General features: G+C 46.0%; 14 protein-coding genes and 8 tRNA genes. 1 reads left to right on the top strand and 21 read right to left on the bottom strand.

Features of this window, described 5'->3' with window-relative positions; translation table 11 throughout:
- Nucleotides 1–30: 30 nt before the first annotated feature.
- From hisH to ACQKMP_RS17990, 5 genes are all read right to left on the bottom strand, one after another.
- Nucleotides 31–654 carry an imidazole glycerol phosphate synthase subunit HisH gene (gene hisH, locus ACQKMP_RS18010; RefSeq protein ID WP_427470292.1) on the bottom strand — a complete coding sequence of 208 codons (624 nt, stop codon included), beginning with the start codon at nt 652–654 and terminating at the stop codon, nt 31–33.
- Between the two features lies 1 nt (nt 655).
- Nucleotides 656–1,264, bottom strand: a complete 609-nt coding sequence (gene hisB, locus ACQKMP_RS18005; protein WP_427470290.1) for an imidazoleglycerol-phosphate dehydratase HisB — start codon at nt 1,262–1,264, stop codon at nt 656–658.
- On the bottom strand, nt 1,251–2,561 hold the full coding sequence (gene hisD / locus ACQKMP_RS18000; protein WP_042184000.1) for a histidinol dehydrogenase: 1,311 nt from the start codon (nt 2,559–2,561) through the stop codon (nt 1,251–1,253). The genes hisB and hisD overlap by 14 nt, the downstream gene beginning before the upstream one ends.
- A 36-nt stretch (nt 2,562–2,597) precedes the next feature.
- A complete protein-coding gene (gene hisG / locus ACQKMP_RS17995) occupies nt 2,598–3,236 on the bottom strand; it encodes an ATP phosphoribosyltransferase (protein ID WP_042123270.1) in 639 nt (212 codons plus the stop codon).
- 69 nt (nt 3,237–3,305) lie between these two features.
- Nucleotides 3,306–4,523: an ATP phosphoribosyltransferase regulatory subunit gene (locus tag ACQKMP_RS17990; RefSeq protein ID WP_042193089.1), complete on the bottom strand. Its 1,218-nt coding sequence runs from the start codon at nt 4,521–4,523 to the stop codon at nt 3,306–3,308.
- Between the two features lie 379 nt (nt 4,524–4,902).
- Between ACQKMP_RS17990 and gntK the strand changes: the two genes are divergently transcribed.
- Entirely contained in the window at nt 4,903–6,432 is a 1,530-nt protein-coding gene (gene gntK / locus ACQKMP_RS17985; protein ID WP_339248359.1) for a gluconokinase, read from the top strand.
- A 72-nt stretch (nt 6,433–6,504) separates the two neighbouring features.
- Here gntK and ACQKMP_RS17980 read toward each other — a convergent pair whose 3' ends face one another.
- The 16 genes from ACQKMP_RS17980 to ACQKMP_RS17905 all read right to left on the bottom strand — a co-directional run bounded on the left by ACQKMP_RS17980 (nt 6,505) and on the right by ACQKMP_RS17905 (nt 15,827).
- Nucleotides 6,505–7,659 (bottom strand): acyltransferase, encoded by a 1,155-nt coding sequence (locus ACQKMP_RS17980; protein ID WP_339244233.1) that lies wholly within the window; start codon nt 7,657–7,659, stop codon nt 6,505–6,507.
- 42 nt (nt 7,660–7,701) lie between these two features.
- Nucleotides 7,702–8,898, bottom strand: coding sequence for an acyltransferase (locus ACQKMP_RS17975; protein ID WP_427470287.1), 1,197 nt, complete (start codon nt 8,896–8,898; stop codon nt 7,702–7,704).
- A gap of 293 nt (nt 8,899–9,191) precedes the next feature.
- Nucleotides 9,192–9,701, bottom strand: coding sequence for an acyltransferase (locus tag ACQKMP_RS17970; RefSeq protein ID WP_179281711.1), 510 nt, complete (start codon nt 9,699–9,701; stop codon nt 9,192–9,194).
- Entirely contained in the window at nt 9,698–10,354 is a 657-nt protein-coding gene (gene ppaX, locus ACQKMP_RS17965) for a pyrophosphatase PpaX (protein WP_076286834.1), read from the bottom strand. Before ppaX ends, ACQKMP_RS17970 begins: the two co-directional genes overlap by 4 nt.
- Before the next feature lie 5 nt (nt 10,355–10,359).
- Nucleotides 10,360–11,391, bottom strand: a complete 1,032-nt coding sequence (gene lgt, locus ACQKMP_RS17960) for a prolipoprotein diacylglyceryl transferase (RefSeq protein ID WP_042183990.1) — start codon at nt 11,389–11,391, stop codon at nt 10,360–10,362.
- Between the two features lie 12 nt (nt 11,392–11,403).
- Nucleotides 11,404–12,342 (bottom strand): HPr(Ser) kinase/phosphatase, encoded by a 939-nt coding sequence (gene hprK / locus ACQKMP_RS17955; protein WP_042183988.1) that lies wholly within the window; start codon nt 12,340–12,342, stop codon nt 11,404–11,406.
- A 210-nt stretch (nt 12,343–12,552) separates the two neighbouring features.
- The gene (locus tag ACQKMP_RS17950) at nt 12,553–13,674 is read right to left on the bottom strand and encodes an ABC transporter ATP-binding protein (protein ID WP_042123255.1); all 1,122 of its coding nucleotides are present in this window, start codon (nt 13,672–13,674) and stop codon (nt 12,553–12,555) included.
- A 114-nt stretch (nt 13,675–13,788) separates the two neighbouring features.
- A complete protein-coding gene (locus ACQKMP_RS17945) occupies nt 13,789–14,883 on the bottom strand; it encodes a PucR family transcriptional regulator (RefSeq protein ID WP_042183986.1) in 1,095 nt (364 codons plus the stop codon).
- A 149-nt stretch (nt 14,884–15,032) separates the two neighbouring features.
- Nucleotides 15,033–15,105: transfer RNA gene (locus ACQKMP_RS17940), tRNA-Lys, on the bottom strand.
- Between the two features lie 5 nt (nt 15,106–15,110).
- Nucleotides 15,111–15,196, bottom strand: a tRNA-Tyr gene (locus tag ACQKMP_RS17935).
- A gap of 9 nt (nt 15,197–15,205) precedes the next feature.
- A tRNA-Phe gene (locus tag ACQKMP_RS17930) sits at nt 15,206–15,278 on the bottom strand.
- Between the two features lie 66 nt (nt 15,279–15,344).
- Nucleotides 15,345–15,422, bottom strand: a tRNA-Asp gene (locus ACQKMP_RS17925).
- A 13-nt stretch (nt 15,423–15,435) separates the two neighbouring features.
- Nucleotides 15,436–15,511 (bottom strand) — tRNA-Thr (locus tag ACQKMP_RS17920).
- A 33-nt stretch (nt 15,512–15,544) separates the two neighbouring features.
- Nucleotides 15,545–15,620 (bottom strand) — tRNA-Val (locus ACQKMP_RS17915).
- Nucleotides 15,621–15,628: 8 nt separating this feature from the next.
- Nucleotides 15,629–15,705 (bottom strand) — tRNA-Met (locus tag ACQKMP_RS17910).
- A 30-nt stretch (nt 15,706–15,735) separates the two neighbouring features.
- A tRNA-Ser gene (locus tag ACQKMP_RS17905) sits at nt 15,736–15,827 on the bottom strand.
- Nucleotides 15,828–15,965 lie beyond the last annotated feature (138 nt).

Raw genomic sequence — 15,965 nt, 5'->3', positions numbered from 1 at the left:
ACTTTCGTTAAATTATATTTATAGCGCGGCTTACGCCCGCTCTCCCTTTAATTTCAAAAAATTGCCCAGCAGCTTGATTCCCAGCTCCCCACTTTTTTCAGGATGGAACTGCATGCCGAATACATTATCTTGCCCCACAATAGCTGTGACTGGGTAACCATAATCGGTGACAGCCAGCAGATCACTCTCATTCGCTACAAGCGCGTGATAAGAGTGCACAAAGTACACATGACCCTCATCAAGATCTGCAAAAAGCGGACTTAGCGGCTGCCTAAAGCTCAGCTTGTTCCAACCCATATGCGGCACCTTATAGCCATCTCTAGGAGCGAAACGCACCACCGAGCCTGAGAGAATATCAAGTCCCTCATGGCTGCCATGCTCTTCACTGCTGCTAAACAGTAATTGCATACCAAGACAGATTCCTAGCAGCGGCTGGGTTCCGGCAGCTACCTGTTTGACCACACGATCCAAACCACTTTCCCGCAGCTGCTCCATCGCATCGCCAAATGCACCGACACCAGGCAGAATGACACTTTCAGCAGCGAGAATTTGCTCGGCTTCCCCCGTCACTACACACTCATAACCGAGACGTTCTACCGCCTTGCTCACACTGTGCAGGTTGCCCATGCCATAATCGACGATTGCAACAGTCATGCTACAGCACTCCCTTCGTAGAAGGCACACCCTTCACACGTGGATCAATCAGTGTCGCTTCATCGAGTGCCCGTCCGAGCGCCTTGAATACAGCCTCAATCATGTGATGTGTGTTAGAACCGTAGTGTACGATCACATGCAGCGTAATCCGAGCTTCCAGCGCGAACTTCCATAAGAATTCCTGAACAAGCTCCGTCGAAAAGCTGCCCACCTGCTGTGAAGGATACGATGCGCGATATTCAAAGTGTGGGCGATTGCTGATATCGATCACAACCTGCGCCAACGCCTCATCCATCGGTACAAAAACACTCGCATAACGTTTGATTCCCTTTTTATCACCAAGTGCTTCGTGCAGCGCTTGACCTAGGCAGATCCCGATGTCTTCAACCGTGTGGTGATCATCAATTTCGATATCTCCTCGCGCCTGTACTGACAGGTCAAACTGGCCGTGCTTCGTAAATAGGTCCAGCATATGATTCAGAAAAGGAACATCCGTCTCCAGCTCGGAAACTCCGCTTCCATCTACGTTAAGAGAAAGCTTGATATCCGTCTCGTTTGTTTTACGGCTTAATCCTGCTTGGCGCAAGGCCTGTTCATTATTGTTCTCCATATCCGTCTCCACCTTTTCCTTCGTTCTTGAGTCGAATCTCAATAGCTCGTGCGTGGCCCTCTAACCCTTCGCGACGTGCCAGCTCTATAATGGTCTTCCCATCCCGCAGGAGGGCTTCTTTACTGTAATAGATCAGACTTGATTTCTTTATAAAATCATCCACATCCACTGGCGACGAGAAGCGTGCCGTACCATTGGTCGGGATAATATGATTCGGTCCGGCAAAATAGTCGCCCACAGGCTCCGAGCTATACGCTCCCAGGAAGATCGCCCCAGCATTCTCGATGCTGCCCACAAGGCCCATTGGATCCTCGACAACAATCTCTAGATGCTCTGGTGCCAACCGATTCACTACGGAGATTCCCTCCTCCATAGATTCCACAACAATGATCGCCCCGTAATTTTCTACGGATGAACGGGCGATCGCCTGTCGCGGCAGCTCCTGTAGCTGACGCTCCACTTCAGCAGCCACGCTATCCGCCAAGCTCTGCGATGGCGTGACTAGAATCGCTGAGGCCATCTCGTCATGCTCGGCCTGCGAGAGCAGATCCGCTGCGACATAGGCCGGCTCAGCGGTCTCATCTGCGAGCACGACAATCTCGCTTGGTCCCGCGATACTGTCGATGTCCACGGCGCCATATACCTCGCGTTTTGCTAGCGCGACGTATATGTTGCCGGGCCCACATATCTTATCTACCGGCGCTATGCTCTCCGTCCCAAAAGCCAAAGCAGCTACCGCCTGCGCTCCGCCCACACGGTAGATTTCATTCACCCCTGCTTCTGCAGCAGCAACCAGGATGTAAGGATCAATCCCTTCTTTGCCGCCGGTGGATGGCGGGGTTACCATAACGATCTCCGGCACGCCTGCGATCTGTGCAGGGATCACGTTCATCAGCACCGAGGAAGGATAAGCTGCCTTACCACCAGGAACATATACCCCTACCCGCTTCAGCGGACGAATAATCTGTCCCAGAATAGTGCCATCGGGCTGCAAATCCATCCACGAATTCCGTTTCTGTCTAGCATGAAAAGCCCGGATATTGGCTGCGGCTGCTTGAATAGCGGATACGAAAGATTCCTCTACTCGACCATACGCCGCCTGAAGCTCTTCCGGCGTTACCCTCAGCTGATTCGGCGTAAGCGTGACCCGATCAAATTGCGCCGTGTAGCGAAGAAGTGCCGTGTCTCCTTCTTTTTTAATCGCGGTCACAATTTCCTTTACCGCCTGATTTTGTTCTGGCGTTCCATACTCGACTTCTCGCTCTAGCTTAAAATCCTTGCTCGATACAACCTTCATCGCCGGTTCCTCCCTTTACCCCTTAACATCTGTCACCTACCGCAAATTTGGTTCCCCTATAACCGCCTGTAGTCGGTCACACAGCTGCTGTATCTCTTCATTTTTCATCCGATAGCTCACACGATTGGCCACAAGACGGCTCGTAATTTCGAATATGCTCTTCATTTCAATTAATCCGTTATCCCGCAGCGTTTGGCCCGTCTCTACCATATCCACGATACGATCAGCGAGACCAATCAGCGGCGCAAGCTCAATTGAACCATTCAGCTTCACGACTTCAACCTGCTGTCCCTGCTCCCGAAAATATTTTGAAGCCACATTCGGATATTTCGTCGCTACACGCTGCTGAATCCCCGGCTGCCAGTTCGGTAATCCAATGATCGACATCCGGCATCGAGCGATGCCAAGATCAAGCAGCTCATATACATCACGATCTTCCTCCAGCAATACGTCCTTGCCCACGATTCCAATGTCGGCCACACCATATTCTACATATGTAGGTACATCTACTGGTTTAGCTAATATAAATTCCATGCCTGCCTCAGGCAGCGGAATAACAAGCTTGCGGGATGCCTCACCATCCGGTGGAATCGGGAGACCTGCCTGGCGGAACAGCTCAGCAGCCTTTTCATAAATCCGACCTTTTGGCATAGCGACCTTCAAAATCTGTGCCATCGTTAAGTTGCCTCCTTTTCCATTTCCATACAAAATTTATCTTAACTGCTCATTCTTGCTAGCAATATCTCAGCCATGCTCACTTACAAAAGATACAAAGGTATAGATTTCGCCGTACCGCATACCATCTGCTTCGATCGTATCCGTATCTAGACGCTTCACCGTTTCAAGCTCTTCTGGACCTGCTGCCAGTCTAGTCACTACTGCGTGCCCTTCCGACCGTAAGCGTGTTGCCTCTTCCAGACCTTCTTTTCTGCGAGTAGCATCATATTGGATCAAGATAGGCAGCTCTTCCTCTTCGCTCGATCCAGCCACACCATCGAGAATACGATTCGTTTTTAAAGAAAAACCTGTAGAAGGGATCGGACGTCCAAACTGCTGAAGGAGATTATCATATCTGCCTCCACTACATACCGGAAACCCTAATTCCGCTGCATAGCCTTCGAAAGTCATCCCTGTATAATAAGAGAAGTCCCCGATCATCGTCAGATCGATCAGCACATGCTGTGATACGCCGTAAGAGACCAGTACCTCCCACACCTTGCATAAATGATCTATCGAATGACGGGCAAGCGGATGATCGCTAAGCTCCAGCGCCTGTCCACAAATCTCCTTGCCTCCACGCAAACGTAACAGTCCATCCAGTTCATTCTTCTGAGCTTCCGTCAGATCCAGCCGGCGTAAAGTCTCCCGAAAAGAGACGTAGTCACGGCCCAACAAATGACTTTTGAGCTCCTCCTGAGCCTCCGGCAATTGTGGAAGTGCCTCTTGAAATAAACCATTCAGAAAGCCTACATGCCCCATAGCGATTTTAAAAGATTTCACACCCGCAGCCTGTAAAGATGAAATTGCGAGCGCCACTACTTCAGCATCAGCCTCAGGTGAATCGTCACCTACCAGCTCGACCCCTGTCTGGAAAAACTCCGCTTCCCGCCCTGCTTCTTCCTCAATGGCACGGAAAACATTAGCGTGATAGGACAACCGCAATGGTAATGGCTCATCCTTTAATAAAGATGCCACAACACGGGCAACCGGAGCTGTCATTTCAGAACGAAGCACTAGCGCCTGACCACGATTGTTGAGCAATTTATAAAGCTTTTGGTCGGACGTAGAGCTAGCTACGCCAACTGTATCGTAATATTCTAGCGTCGGAGTCATCATTTGCTGATAACCCCAGCGACTCATGCAATGCAGTACATCATTCTCAATTTTGCGTAATTTCGTTACGGCCCGGGGCAGATAGTCCCGAACGCCAGACGGCTTCTCAAATCCCTTTGGTTTGGACATCTTCATTGTTCACCTCGTCAGTTATCATTAGATACTGTTTATATTTACTTTACTATGGTAAAGTGGTAGCAAATTAAAGTATTTTCAATATCGTATCATGGTCACTGCTTTTTCGTCAATCTAACGGGGTAAAGCTATGACTTCAATTCTAATGCTTGTATGCTTAAAGCTTGTCTACCTAGGTTGAATTGTTCACAAAGAAAATCTAAATCAAACACTTATGTACTTCGAACCAATACTTGGGAATCCCTTTATTTTGCCTCCACGTTTATCCAATACTATAATGAGCTAATATGATTGTACTTCATAATTCTGTAATTAGTGTTCTAAAAATCTACTTACAACTAGAAAGAAGGGCTAATGCGTGACTAAATCCTATATGATTGGCGTTGATATTGGAACTACAAGTACCAAAGCAGTTCTCTTCGAGGAAAAAGGAGCCATAGCTGCACAAGCTAATGTAGGATATCCCTTACATCAGCCCTCACCCTCAATAGCGGAGCAGGACCCAGAACAAATCCTGAGTGCAGTCTTCCATACTATCTCTGAAGTTATGCGGCAAAGCGGTGTATCTGCGGATGCAATCCTTTTCGTCTCCTTCAGTTCTGCCATGCACAGTGTCATTGCAGTTGATAAACTGGGTAAGGCCCTAACTGCCTGCATCACATGGGCTGATAATCGCAGTGCCGGATGCGCACTTCGTTTGAAGGATGAGCTAAACGGCCATGAATTGTATCTACGCACAGGTACACCTATACACCCAATGTCTCCGATCACCAAGCTAATGTGGCTTCGAGAAGAACATCCAGAAGTGTTCCAACAAACCTATAAATTCATTTCCATAAAAGAATACATATTCGCAAGACTGTTTGGCGAATACATCATCGATCATTCCATTGCCTCTTCCACAGGCATGCTCAATCTGGAGAATCTAGAATGGGATAAAGAAGCTTTGGAGATTGCCCACATTACAACAGATCAACTCTCGCGGCTTGTTCCCACCACGCAGATTATGCAAGGGCTGCTCCCTGGTCTGGCAGAGGAGCTTTTGCTGCTCCCTACAACTCCATTTGTTGTTGGCGCCAGTGATGGCGTCCTGTCCAACCTCGGCGTAGGCGCAATTGAGCCCGGTGTAGTGGCCGCTACGATTGGTACGAGTGGAGCAATTCGTACCGTAGTCGATCACCCGCTCACCGATCCCAAAGGACGGACCTTCTGTTATAACTTAACCCCAAAACATTGGGTGATCGGAGGCCCCGTCAATAATGGTGGCATGCTGTTCCGCTGGGTACGTGACGAGTTCGCGGCCTCTGAAGTTGAAACCGCCAAACGACTAGGCATTGATCCTTACGAGGTTCTGACTCGCATTGCAGAGCAAGTTCCTGCGGGAAGCGGTGGACTTTTATTCCATCCTTACTTGACTGGAGAACGAGCACCGCTGTGGAATCCGGATGCTCGGGGCTCCTTCTTTGGCCTTACTATGAACCACCATAAGGAGCATATGATTCGGTCAGTACTAGAGGGCGTAATCTTCAATATGTATATGGTTCTCCTTGCTATGGAAGAGCAAATCGGACGCCCAAGCAGAATCCTTGCCACAGGCGGTTTCGCCCGCTCCTCAGTGTGGCGGCAGATGATGGCTGATATCTTTGATCAGGAGGTTGTCATTCCGGAGAGTATCGAGAGCTCCTGCCTCGGTGCGGTTGTACTTGGCCTTTATGCTACGGGTCGTGTAGATTCATTTGATGTGGTGTTTGACATGATTGGTTCAACCTATAAACATGATCCATTGGATGAACATACCAAAATATACAAGCAGCTGCTGCCGATCTATATTTCTGTCTACCGTAGTCTCGAAAGCCAGTATCAAGCCATTGCAGAATTTCAGCGAGAACAAGCTGGAGAATAAGGCAAAAATAAAAAGCGTCGGCCTGCCCACATATGTGGGAAAACCGACGCTTTTATATTTCCTTGCAATAGACTATGCACTTTTAGATTCTGCTTTTGCTTTCTGTGGACCCGAGCCGAAGATGATCCAAGCCGATTTAATATATCGGAAGGCAAAGGCCACTACCACCCATGAACCTAACAACGCAAAGAGCCAACCCCCAGCAATCGCTGCGGTATATGCAAGAGAACCCCCGTGAAACGGTAATTTTCTATAGAAAAATAGCAGTAACGGATGCAGTAAATAGATACCGAAAGAGCAAGCTCCGGCAGATAACAACAGTCTTGTGAGCAAGCTTCGGCCCGCTCCGTACAATAAGAAGGAGACTTGTAGCAACACCACACAAGAGAGTAGCGCATGAAGGTTAGAGAATCCTTCATACCATAAACTATTGATGACTGTTTTCTTCGTATAGTTGTTAAACCATAGCTCAACATGAACAACCCCAGCTACGATCCACAACAACCACAACGTAATCCATACCGGACCTTTACCGGCGCGCCAGCCTTCACGTGAAGGTACCAGCCATTTTTTCAAAGAAGGATAATATACTGCAATCCCAGCACCCAGCAAGAAATACGAGAAATAAGTGATTGCCAGACTGCCCTTGGACAACTGCCAATACCCGTTATTAGTCATGTATTTATTCAGCAGCACAAAACCCCATTGTAGAATCAATCCGATTAGCGGTGCCCAAGCCGCCAGACGACGAACCTTTTGCAGACACCACAGAATGAGTGGAAACAATACATAGAACTGAATAATGATAATAATATAATACAAATGCGTGTATGCTGTTCCTGTCCACAAATACTTCCAAAGCTTAGAAGCCATCTCCCCTGGAGGTAAACTCCATGTATGTCCCGCCGTCATTTTTAATGCAAAATACAACAGTGAAAATAGTACATAAGGCACGATAATATAAAGCAGCCTTCTACTGTAGAACTTCCCCAGCGTCTTTCCGCCCAGAGGACGATCAATATAGTTATAGAACAGCACGAACCCACTCAAAAATATGAATGAAGGTACAGCGAACTGGCTGAATTTATTAATAAATAAGAACGGATGAAACATGTTTGTACCTAGTGTCTCCGCCAACGTTCGCGAAGTAGCATGAATAGCTAGCACTGCAAAAATAGCAATCGCTCGAAAAATATCCAGCTGCGGAATTCTTTCTTTTTGTCTCATTATCTTTCCTCCTGTTAAGCTCCGCATCAAAATGATGCCTAATCAAGTATTAACCTTCCTCATCTCCTCCGAGACATGTCCTGACTTTACCTTGGAACTAGACTCTAGAGACCGAGGAACACTTCCCAAGAAGATCCATGACTTAGGAATTCGGCGAAAAGCAAACTGCACCATGAACCAGCTTCCTCCCAGTGCAACTACAAGTCCTCCATAGATGAAGAAAACATAAGTTAGCGATTCGAGGGGAATATGATATCGGAACCTGCGATATATCGCCAGCAATAGCGGATGAATCAAATAAATTGCAAATGACAACTCACCTAAACGAGTCAAGAAAGCAACGATCACACGAGGGGCCTTTCGATAAAGCAAAAATGTAGCGTACAACAGAACCAATGCCGATAACATCGTATGAACATTCCATAACAGCTCGTACCACAGCGAATCCGTCCACACCCCAAAATGGCGGGCTACATACCATAGCTGCACATGGATAAAGGCTGCAATTAACCACAAGCTCACTAATAAGGCAGTCCATCTCTTTTGCTTGGCAGCCAGCTCACTCCATGGCTTTATCAGCCACAGCTTCACCTTCTCAAAGTGAATGGCGAGATAAGCACCCATCATATAATAGGCCAGGTAGGAGATCGCCAAGCTCCCTTTTTCAACAATGTGCAGTTCGTACTTATTCCAAAAAATAAAACCCCACTGAAGCGCCAAACCCACCGGTATCGCCCATTTCATTAAGAAGCGGGAACTCTGCAGTAGCTTAAGCAGCACTGGAAAAAGCAAATAAAACTGAATGCTAATAAAGACAAAATACAAATGCGCATATGCGGAACCCGAGAATAACGCTCTAGAAAAGCTTAACAAGTTATCTCCAAGGCTCTGCATCAATCGTCCGTTCACATATAGAGTTAGTGCATAATAGCCCATAGAAGCTAGCAAATAAGGCAGTAAGATATACTTTAATCGCCGACGGTAGAAATTAATGATCAAGCTACGTGTCACAGGACGACCATAATAATTATAAAACAATACGAAGCTGCTAAGGAAAATAAATGAGGGCGTACCGAATTTAAAGAAAATGTTAATCCAGTTCAGCCAGTAATAATAAGGTGAATGCAGTGCCTGCTCTCCAGCAGCAAAAGATGAGGCATGCACATGCAGCACACCTAATATAGCTAGAGCTCTGAAAATATCCAGCTGGGGCAGCCTTTCCTGTCTCACAGTATTCATATTAAATTCCTCTTCTCTACTATGATGGTTGTTCATAGAGACGCTAAGCGGAATGTGGAAACTGAACATACCAGGAAGTCTGCACTTACTGAATTTACATTCTGATATTTGACGCTGAATGCCTAGCGTGGGATTTACGTGATTACTAAGGTTAATTATACCGCCTACATCCGAATAAAAAACTTAAGAAGATCTTAAAGTTTTCTTAATATGCTTCTCCAAGACGCAAGAAACCCTGCAGATCCTGCGCTAAAAAAACGCAATATGAAACTGCAGGGTTTACGAAGCATCTTTTACACTTGTTCCGAAGAATCTTCCGATGAAGCTGGGCGTAGCTCTCGCAGTGGGTTGCCTCCTACAAAAGAGCCAGCCGCCACGTTCTTGTGTACTACTGATCCTGCGGCAACAACTGCCCAATCACCGATGGTTACACCGGGAAGAATCGTTGTATTGGCGCCAATCAATACATTTTCCCCAATCACTACTTCTCCCAGGCGATACTCCTTGATTAAATATTCATGCGCCAGAATCGTCGTGTTATAACCGATAATAGAGTTCTCACCCACCGTTATTTTTTCCGGAAAAAATACATCCACCATCGCCATCAGACCGAAGGAGGTATGCTTGCCTACCTTCATCCCGAGAATCCGACGATAGATCCAGTTCTTTAACGGTAGAATCGGGCAATAACGGGCAATCTGAATAAAAATAAAGTTGCGGACACCCTTCCACGGGCTGACCGTACGGTAAATGTACCAAAGTGAGTTATGACCTTCTACAGGATATCGGGTTACGTTTCTCACGATTCACTCGTTCCTCGCTCCACAATTTCTATAATATCCTTCATGTTATGGATGATATAGTCGGGATCATACTTGCGGAGAGTCTCTTCGCCTTTTAAAGACCACGATACTCCAGCCGCATATACACCAGCAGCTTTTGCTGACTGAATATCAACCGTACTGTCACCCACCATAAGAGTTTTACGAGGATCAACGCCAAGGTTATTGACTGCTGTCAGAACAGGCTCTGGATGTGGCTTTGGTTCAGTAACATCGTTCACCGTCACAATCGTATCCATGTACTTTAGCAAATCAAACATCTCAAGCGATTTAATCGTTGTTGGACGAATTTTTGTAGTCACAATCCCCATTTTAATTCCACGACGTAAGAGCTCTTCCATTGTCTCATTCACTTGAGGAAAGGGACGTACTAACTCATCGTGATGTTCATAATTATAAGAACGGTAGGATTTCTCAAGCGCACCACTTACATCCTCAAGTCCAGAGAAGACTCTCATCTGTTGCTGAAGGGTTGTGCCCATATGCGGAATAATCTCTTCCCTAGTGAGTGGAGCTAGACCATTGTCCTTCAGCGCGTACATAAACGAACTAATAATTAACTCATTCGTATCGACAATCGTTCCATCTAGATCAAAAAGAACGCATTCTATCATAAGCTTTACTGCTCCTTCTTATCTCCATCCGCAGGCTGTCCTTGCTCAGGTTGAGCCCCGTGACGAGCTTTCTGCGGTGTATTTACTGCGCTTTCAGGCACTATGGTATCTGCTTTGATCGGTTTAGTACATACGATAGGATCAGAATAATGTGCTTTAGGCTCTCCCGTGACCCTACGAATAATGATAAGCAGTACAGCTGCGACGATGATCAGTAAAGCAAGCAGCTGAGAAATACGGATATTTCCATAGCTTGGGTCCAAGTATCCTTGCTCAAAGCCTAACCATTCCATCGGTTTCCACAATCCGTTCATAAAGGATGCCAAGCCTGCACTTCCATTAAAGGCCAAGCTGTCCGTACGTATGGCTTCAATGAAGAAACGACCGATGGAATACCATATAAAGTAAGACATGAAGATCTCACCGGCTCGCACAAACTTCTGACGACGAAGAACCATTAGTAGCGCGATACCTAGTAAGCTCCAAAGAGATTCATACAAGAAGGTCGGATGATGAAAAGCATCCCCTATGTACATTTGGTTCACAATGAAGTCAGGTAAATGCAGTTTATCCCGTAAAAACGACTCTTCAACCACGCTGCCGTATGCCTCTTGGTTGACAAAGTTTCCCCAGCGTCCAATCATTTGACCCGCAAGTAGTCCAGGTGCACAAATATCAACGATACGCCAGAAGGGGTAGCCTTTATAGCGGAAATAAATAATCCCGCAAATAATGGCTCCAATTAACGCACCGTAAATGGCGATGCCACCATTCCAGATCTTAAAGACATCTATTAAATTATCCTTATAATCCTCCCATTTAAACGCTACAAAGTAAATCCGTGCCCCAATAATGGCCGAAGGCACACCTAGCAGCAGCATATCCATAAAGAATTCTTGTGGTATACCAAACCGTTTGCCCTCGCGGATCGCAAGAAATAACCCCGCGAGTGCACCGAAACCTAGTATTAATCCGTACCAGTGTACTTGCAGTGATCCAATTGAGAAGACAATAGGATTTAGTGCTAATGGGAACATTCTCTCACACTCCTAATCGAGATCATCCATATCTTCAGATATGGTCGCAGTTAGCTTATTCGTGAACTGCAGGGCTGCATTAAAGCCCATTTGTTTCAGGCGATAGTTCATCGCTGCAACCTCTATAATAACTGCAAGGTTACGTCCTGGGCGTACGGGAATCGTTACAAGCGGAACATCTGTGTCAATAATCCGTGTCGTTTCCTCATCAAGTCCAAGTCGATCATACTGCTTGTCTTGCTGCCAAGCTTCCAATCTAACAACAAGTGTAATCCGTTTATGATTACGAATGGCACCCGCACCAAAAAGTGTCATTACATTAATGATACCGACTCCACGGATCTCCAGTAAATGACGGATTAACTCAGGGGCTGTACCATGCAGCTGGTTATCTGAAGTCTGACGGATTTCTACGGCATCATCAGCAATCAATCGATGACCGCGTTTTACAAGCTCAAGGGCTGTTTCACTTTTACCAATCCCACTACTACCCGTAATTAGCATACCTACACCATATACATCACAAAGTACGCCATGAATAGTCGCCGTAGGCGCTAATTTTCCTTCTAGGAAGCTCGTCAAACGGCTGGAGAAAATAGTCGTAGCCATCGAGCTGCGAAGCACAGGAAGAGCCTTTTCATTACTTATGTCAATTAACTCTTGAGGCACTTCTAAACCACGTGTAATTACAATACAAGGTGTGTTATCATTGCAAATTCCACGAAGTCGGCTTTTCCGCTCAGCTTCGGGCAGCATGGAGAAAAAAGCGAGTTCTGTTTTGCCTAGCAATTGAACACGTTCTTCTGGATAATATTCAAAATAACCAGCAATCTCTAGTCCAGGGCGATTCAGGTCATCGACCGTAATGGGTCTCTTTAGACCTTCCTGGCCGGAAATAACCTCTAATTGAAAATGCTGTACCAATTCAGATACTTTTACTTTCTTAGCCATGTAATTTCGTCCTTTCGTCACCTGCGGTATTTGTCCGCTTACTGCGTCCGGTTGGCAGCGATCTCTTTACATTCCGGAGGTAATTCTCCTGCTATCTTAATTGATAACGCTTATGAATGCAATCTTAGCGCCTAACCAAACAGGGTCCATCTAAACAATAAAGCCACCCTTTCGGGTGGCTTTATCAAGAGAGAAAAGATCTTTACAATCTTATCCCAACAAAATGTTAGCTTCGGATTCTTTATCAAAGAAGTGAATTTTGTTCATATCAATAGCCAATTTAGGCTTGCTGCCTTCGCGAGTAGTGGAACGTCCATCTACACGAGCGATTACAGTAGATTTACCAAGGCCGCTCAAGTAAAGGAGCATTTCGTGACCAAGGTTCTCAGTAACATCAACCAATGAAGTGAAGATTGTGTTCGGGGAAGCTTCCAAGAATACTGGCTCTTCATGGATATCTTCTGGACGAACGCCCATGATTACTTCTTTACCGATGTAACCTTTGTTGCGGATGATTTGAGCTTTTCCGCCTGGTACTTCAACATCAAGGTTCTCAGCACGGAAACGGATAGAACCGCTCACTTCGGACAAAGTACCATTGATAAAGTTCATTGTAGGGGATCCGATAAATCCAGCTACGAACAAGTTTGTAGGTTCATTGTACAACTCTTCAGGGGAAGCTGCTTGTTGAATGATACCATCATACATAACTACGATGCGATCACCCATTGTCATAGCTTCTGTTTGGTCATGCGTTACGTAGATACAAGTAGTTTCAAGGCGCTTAACCAGTTTAGTGATTTCAGCACGCATTTGACCACGAAGTTTAGCATCCAAGTTGGAAAGAGGCTCATCCATCAAGAAGACTTGTGGATCACGTACGATAGCGCGTCCCAAAGCGACACGTTGGCGTTGACCACCGGAAAGCGCTTTTGGTTTACGATCTAGCAAATGCTCGATATCAAGAATTTTAGCAGCTTCGCGAACTTTCTTGTCGATTTCATCCTTCTTCACTTTACGAAGTTTCAAACCGAAAGCCATGTTTTGGTATACGCTCATATGCGGATACAGGGCGTAGGATTGGAATACCATCGCGATATCGCGGTCTTTAGGTGCAACGTCATTAACTACACGATCGCCAATGTACATTTTACCTTCGGAGATTTCTTCCAAACCAGCGATCATACGCAAAGTTGTGGATTTACCGCAACCGGAAGGTCCAACCAATACTAGAAATTCCTTATCTTTAATATCAAGATTGATATCGATTACTGTTGCTTTATCTGAACCCGGGTATTTTTTGAAAATATGCTCTAAACGTACGCCTGCCATTGTATTTCCCCCTCGAGTTAATTATTAATTAGTTAATATAAAAATTCTGTTTCCTTGTACATTTATATTACCCCAGTCGGGACACTATGGCTATTTGTAAGGTTCACAAAAAACCTATTTCCTTTTCGTCACTTTATACAAAAGCATAGTAAGCTTAACAATAGCAGCGTCCCCAAAGCTTCGTACATCTGCTCCGGTCTCTTGTTTTATCTTATCCAGACGATAAAGCAGCGTATTACGATGGATATACAACTTCTTGGCGGTTTCACTTACATTACAGTCCATCTCAAAAAAAGTCTCCAAAGTCAGCAGCATTTCTTTATCTGATAGTACAGAGGAGTAGTCACCAATTTGTCCAAGCAACTGTTTGCGGCGTACATCAGGAATGCTGTTAACCAGACGTTCCAAATGCAGTTCCCAAGGTAAATGAATATACTCTCCTACTTGAAAAATACGACCGAGTACAATCGTCTCCCTGAGCAAAGCTACAGATCCAGTCAATCCCTTAACAGGGACTATAGCCGGAGCTACTGCCAAATGGAATACTCCTACCCATTCACTAGCTATCAGCTCATGTAACCCCATACTAGTCTGTGCTAGAAGATCATCTACACTCTCTTCTTCATCATCCTTATCATCCCCGCCCGTAAGTAATTCTTTACGAGCTAAAATTAACCATTCCTTCTCTTGAAGGGGAATGAGCAGAATTTCGTTCTCAAAATAGCTACGCAGTAATTTCATCAGTGAACGATAAGAGATCTGTGGACTATGGGCAATCTCACTACTAAGGAGGAATGGAATCATATCTCCGAACAGACGTCCCTTTAGGGTGATCTCATCGGGAATTTCAGTGTCATTCTTCTCTTGCTCTAGCTCCGTGTTCAACCAAGCGCCAAGCTGCCGCGCCTCCACTTCACCTTCTTCTCGAAGACCTGTTGCTTTAAGTGCAATAGCAAAATTTCGAACTGCATAGTTGACCAGTTGTACTTCCAGAGAAGTGAGCCCCTCCATTTCTACCCAGACAGCGGTTATACGTCCGTCACTCTCATACAAAGGTGCCCAGAGATGACCCTCATGGATTACCAGCTGATCCTGTCCTTCTAATCCCATGCTAAAAAGAGAAGCTGAATGCTGCCTCCCTAACTGCTTGATTCCGGTTCTCTTTCCGGTGAGCTGCTCTAATTTTTTCCGCAATGTCTCACTATCCATAGTCACCATGCTCCACCACTTTTGCTCTTTTCGCCTATTTTAGCATATTCTCTTATATTATGTTAATCGCTACAGTAGCGCGCTACTATAATACAACCATAAAACACAAAAAAAGCCACCACCATAAGGTGATGACTTTCTGTTTGGGATGAGCCATGAAGGACTCGAACCTTCGACACCCTGATTAAAAGTCAGGTGCTCTACCAACTGAGCTAATGGCTCATAAATGGTGGGGGATGATGGATTCGAACCACCGAACACGTACGTGAGCAGATTTACAGTCTGATGCGTTTGGCCACTTCGCTAATCCCCCAGGGAAAAGTGGCTCGAGACGGATTCGAACCGCCGACACGAGGATTTTCAGTCCTCTGCTCTACCGACTGAGCTATCGAGCCATATTAAATTGACATAAAAATAAAGTGGTAGTATTATACTTCCCACCCTAGTCTTGTGGAAAAAAATGGCGGAACCGACGAGATTCGAACTCGCGATCTCCTGCGTGACAGGCAGGCATGTTAGGCCAACTACACCACGGTTCCGCATTGATAATAATGGTGCCGGCGAGAGGACTTGAACCCCCAACCTACTGATTACAAGTCAGTTGCTCTACCAGTTGAGCTACACCGGCACGGTGTAAAAAGTATTTCTTAAAAAGTAATAATGGTGGAGGCTGAGGGGATCGAACCCCCGACCCTCTGCTTGTAAGGCAGATGCTCTCCCAGCTGAGCTAAGCCTCCAGGTATTATGGTAGCGGCGAAGGGGATCGAACCCCCGACCTCACGGGTATGAACCGTACGCTCTAGCCAGCTGAGCTACACCGCCACAATAATTAGAAATGCTATGGATTGAAAATGGCGGAGAGAGTGGGATTCGAACCCACGCACCGCTTACGCAGTCTAACCCCTTAGCAGAGGGTCCCCTTATAGCCACTTGGGTATCTCTCCAAACGATATCAGTACCACAGCAATCCAAACAGGAATTTAACTCCCTGAAAACTGAATCCGAATTGAATTTGCATTTTAAGTATAGGATAAGCCCTCGACCGATTAGTATTGGTCAGCTCCATGCATTACTGCACTTCC

Source organism: Paenibacillus sp. NPDC101420 (assembly GCF_050277435.1).
Lineage (GTDB): Bacteria > Bacillota > Bacilli > Paenibacillales > Paenibacillaceae > Paenibacillus_AQ.
The sequence above is the reverse complement of the archived record's forward strand: the minus strand, read 5'-3'. Positions and strand labels throughout refer to the sequence as shown.

Bases quoted from the DNA above. Each gene is read 5' to 3' on its own strand.
- hisH (WP_427470292.1), bottom strand. From the start codon at position 654: ATGACTGTTGCAATCGTCGATTATGGCATGGGCAACCTGCACAGTGTG.
- hisB (WP_427470290.1), bottom strand. From the start codon at position 1,264: ATGGAGAACAATAATGAACAGGCCTTGCGCCAAGCAGGATTAAGCCGT.
- hisD (WP_042184000.1), bottom strand. From the start codon at position 2,561: ATGAAGGTTGTATCGAGCAAGGATTTTAAGCTAGAGCGAGAAGTCGAG.
- hisG (WP_042123270.1), bottom strand. From the start codon at position 3,236: ATGGCACAGATTTTGAAGGTCGCTATGCCAAAAGGTCGGATTTATGAA.
- ACQKMP_RS17990 (WP_042193089.1), bottom strand. From the start codon at position 4,523: ATGTCCAAACCAAAGGGATTTGAGAAGCCGTCTGGCGTTCGGGACTAT.
- gntK (WP_339248359.1), top strand. From the start codon at position 4,903: ATGATTGGCGTTGATATTGGAACTACAAGTACCAAAGCAGTTCTCTTC.
- ACQKMP_RS17980 (WP_339244233.1), bottom strand. From the start codon at position 7,659: ATGAGACAAAAAGAAAGAATTCCGCAGCTGGATATTTTTCGAGCGATT.
- ACQKMP_RS17975 (WP_427470287.1), bottom strand. From the start codon at position 8,898: ATGAATACTGTGAGACAGGAAAGGCTGCCCCAGCTGGATATTTTCAGA.
- ppaX (WP_076286834.1), bottom strand. From the start codon at position 10,354: ATGATAGAATGCGTTCTTTTTGATCTAGATGGAACGATTGTCGATACG.
- lgt (WP_042183990.1), bottom strand. From the start codon at position 11,391: ATGTTCCCATTAGCACTAAATCCTATTGTCTTCTCAATTGGATCACTG.
- hprK (WP_042183988.1), bottom strand. From the start codon at position 12,342: ATGGCTAAGAAAGTAAAAGTATCTGAATTGGTACAGCATTTTCAATTA.
- ACQKMP_RS17950 (WP_042123255.1), bottom strand. From the start codon at position 13,674: ATGGCAGGCGTACGTTTAGAGCATATTTTCAAAAAATACCCGGGTTCA.
- ACQKMP_RS17945 (WP_042183986.1), bottom strand. From the start codon at position 14,883: ATGGATAGTGAGACATTGCGGAAAAAATTAGAGCAGCTCACCGGAAAG.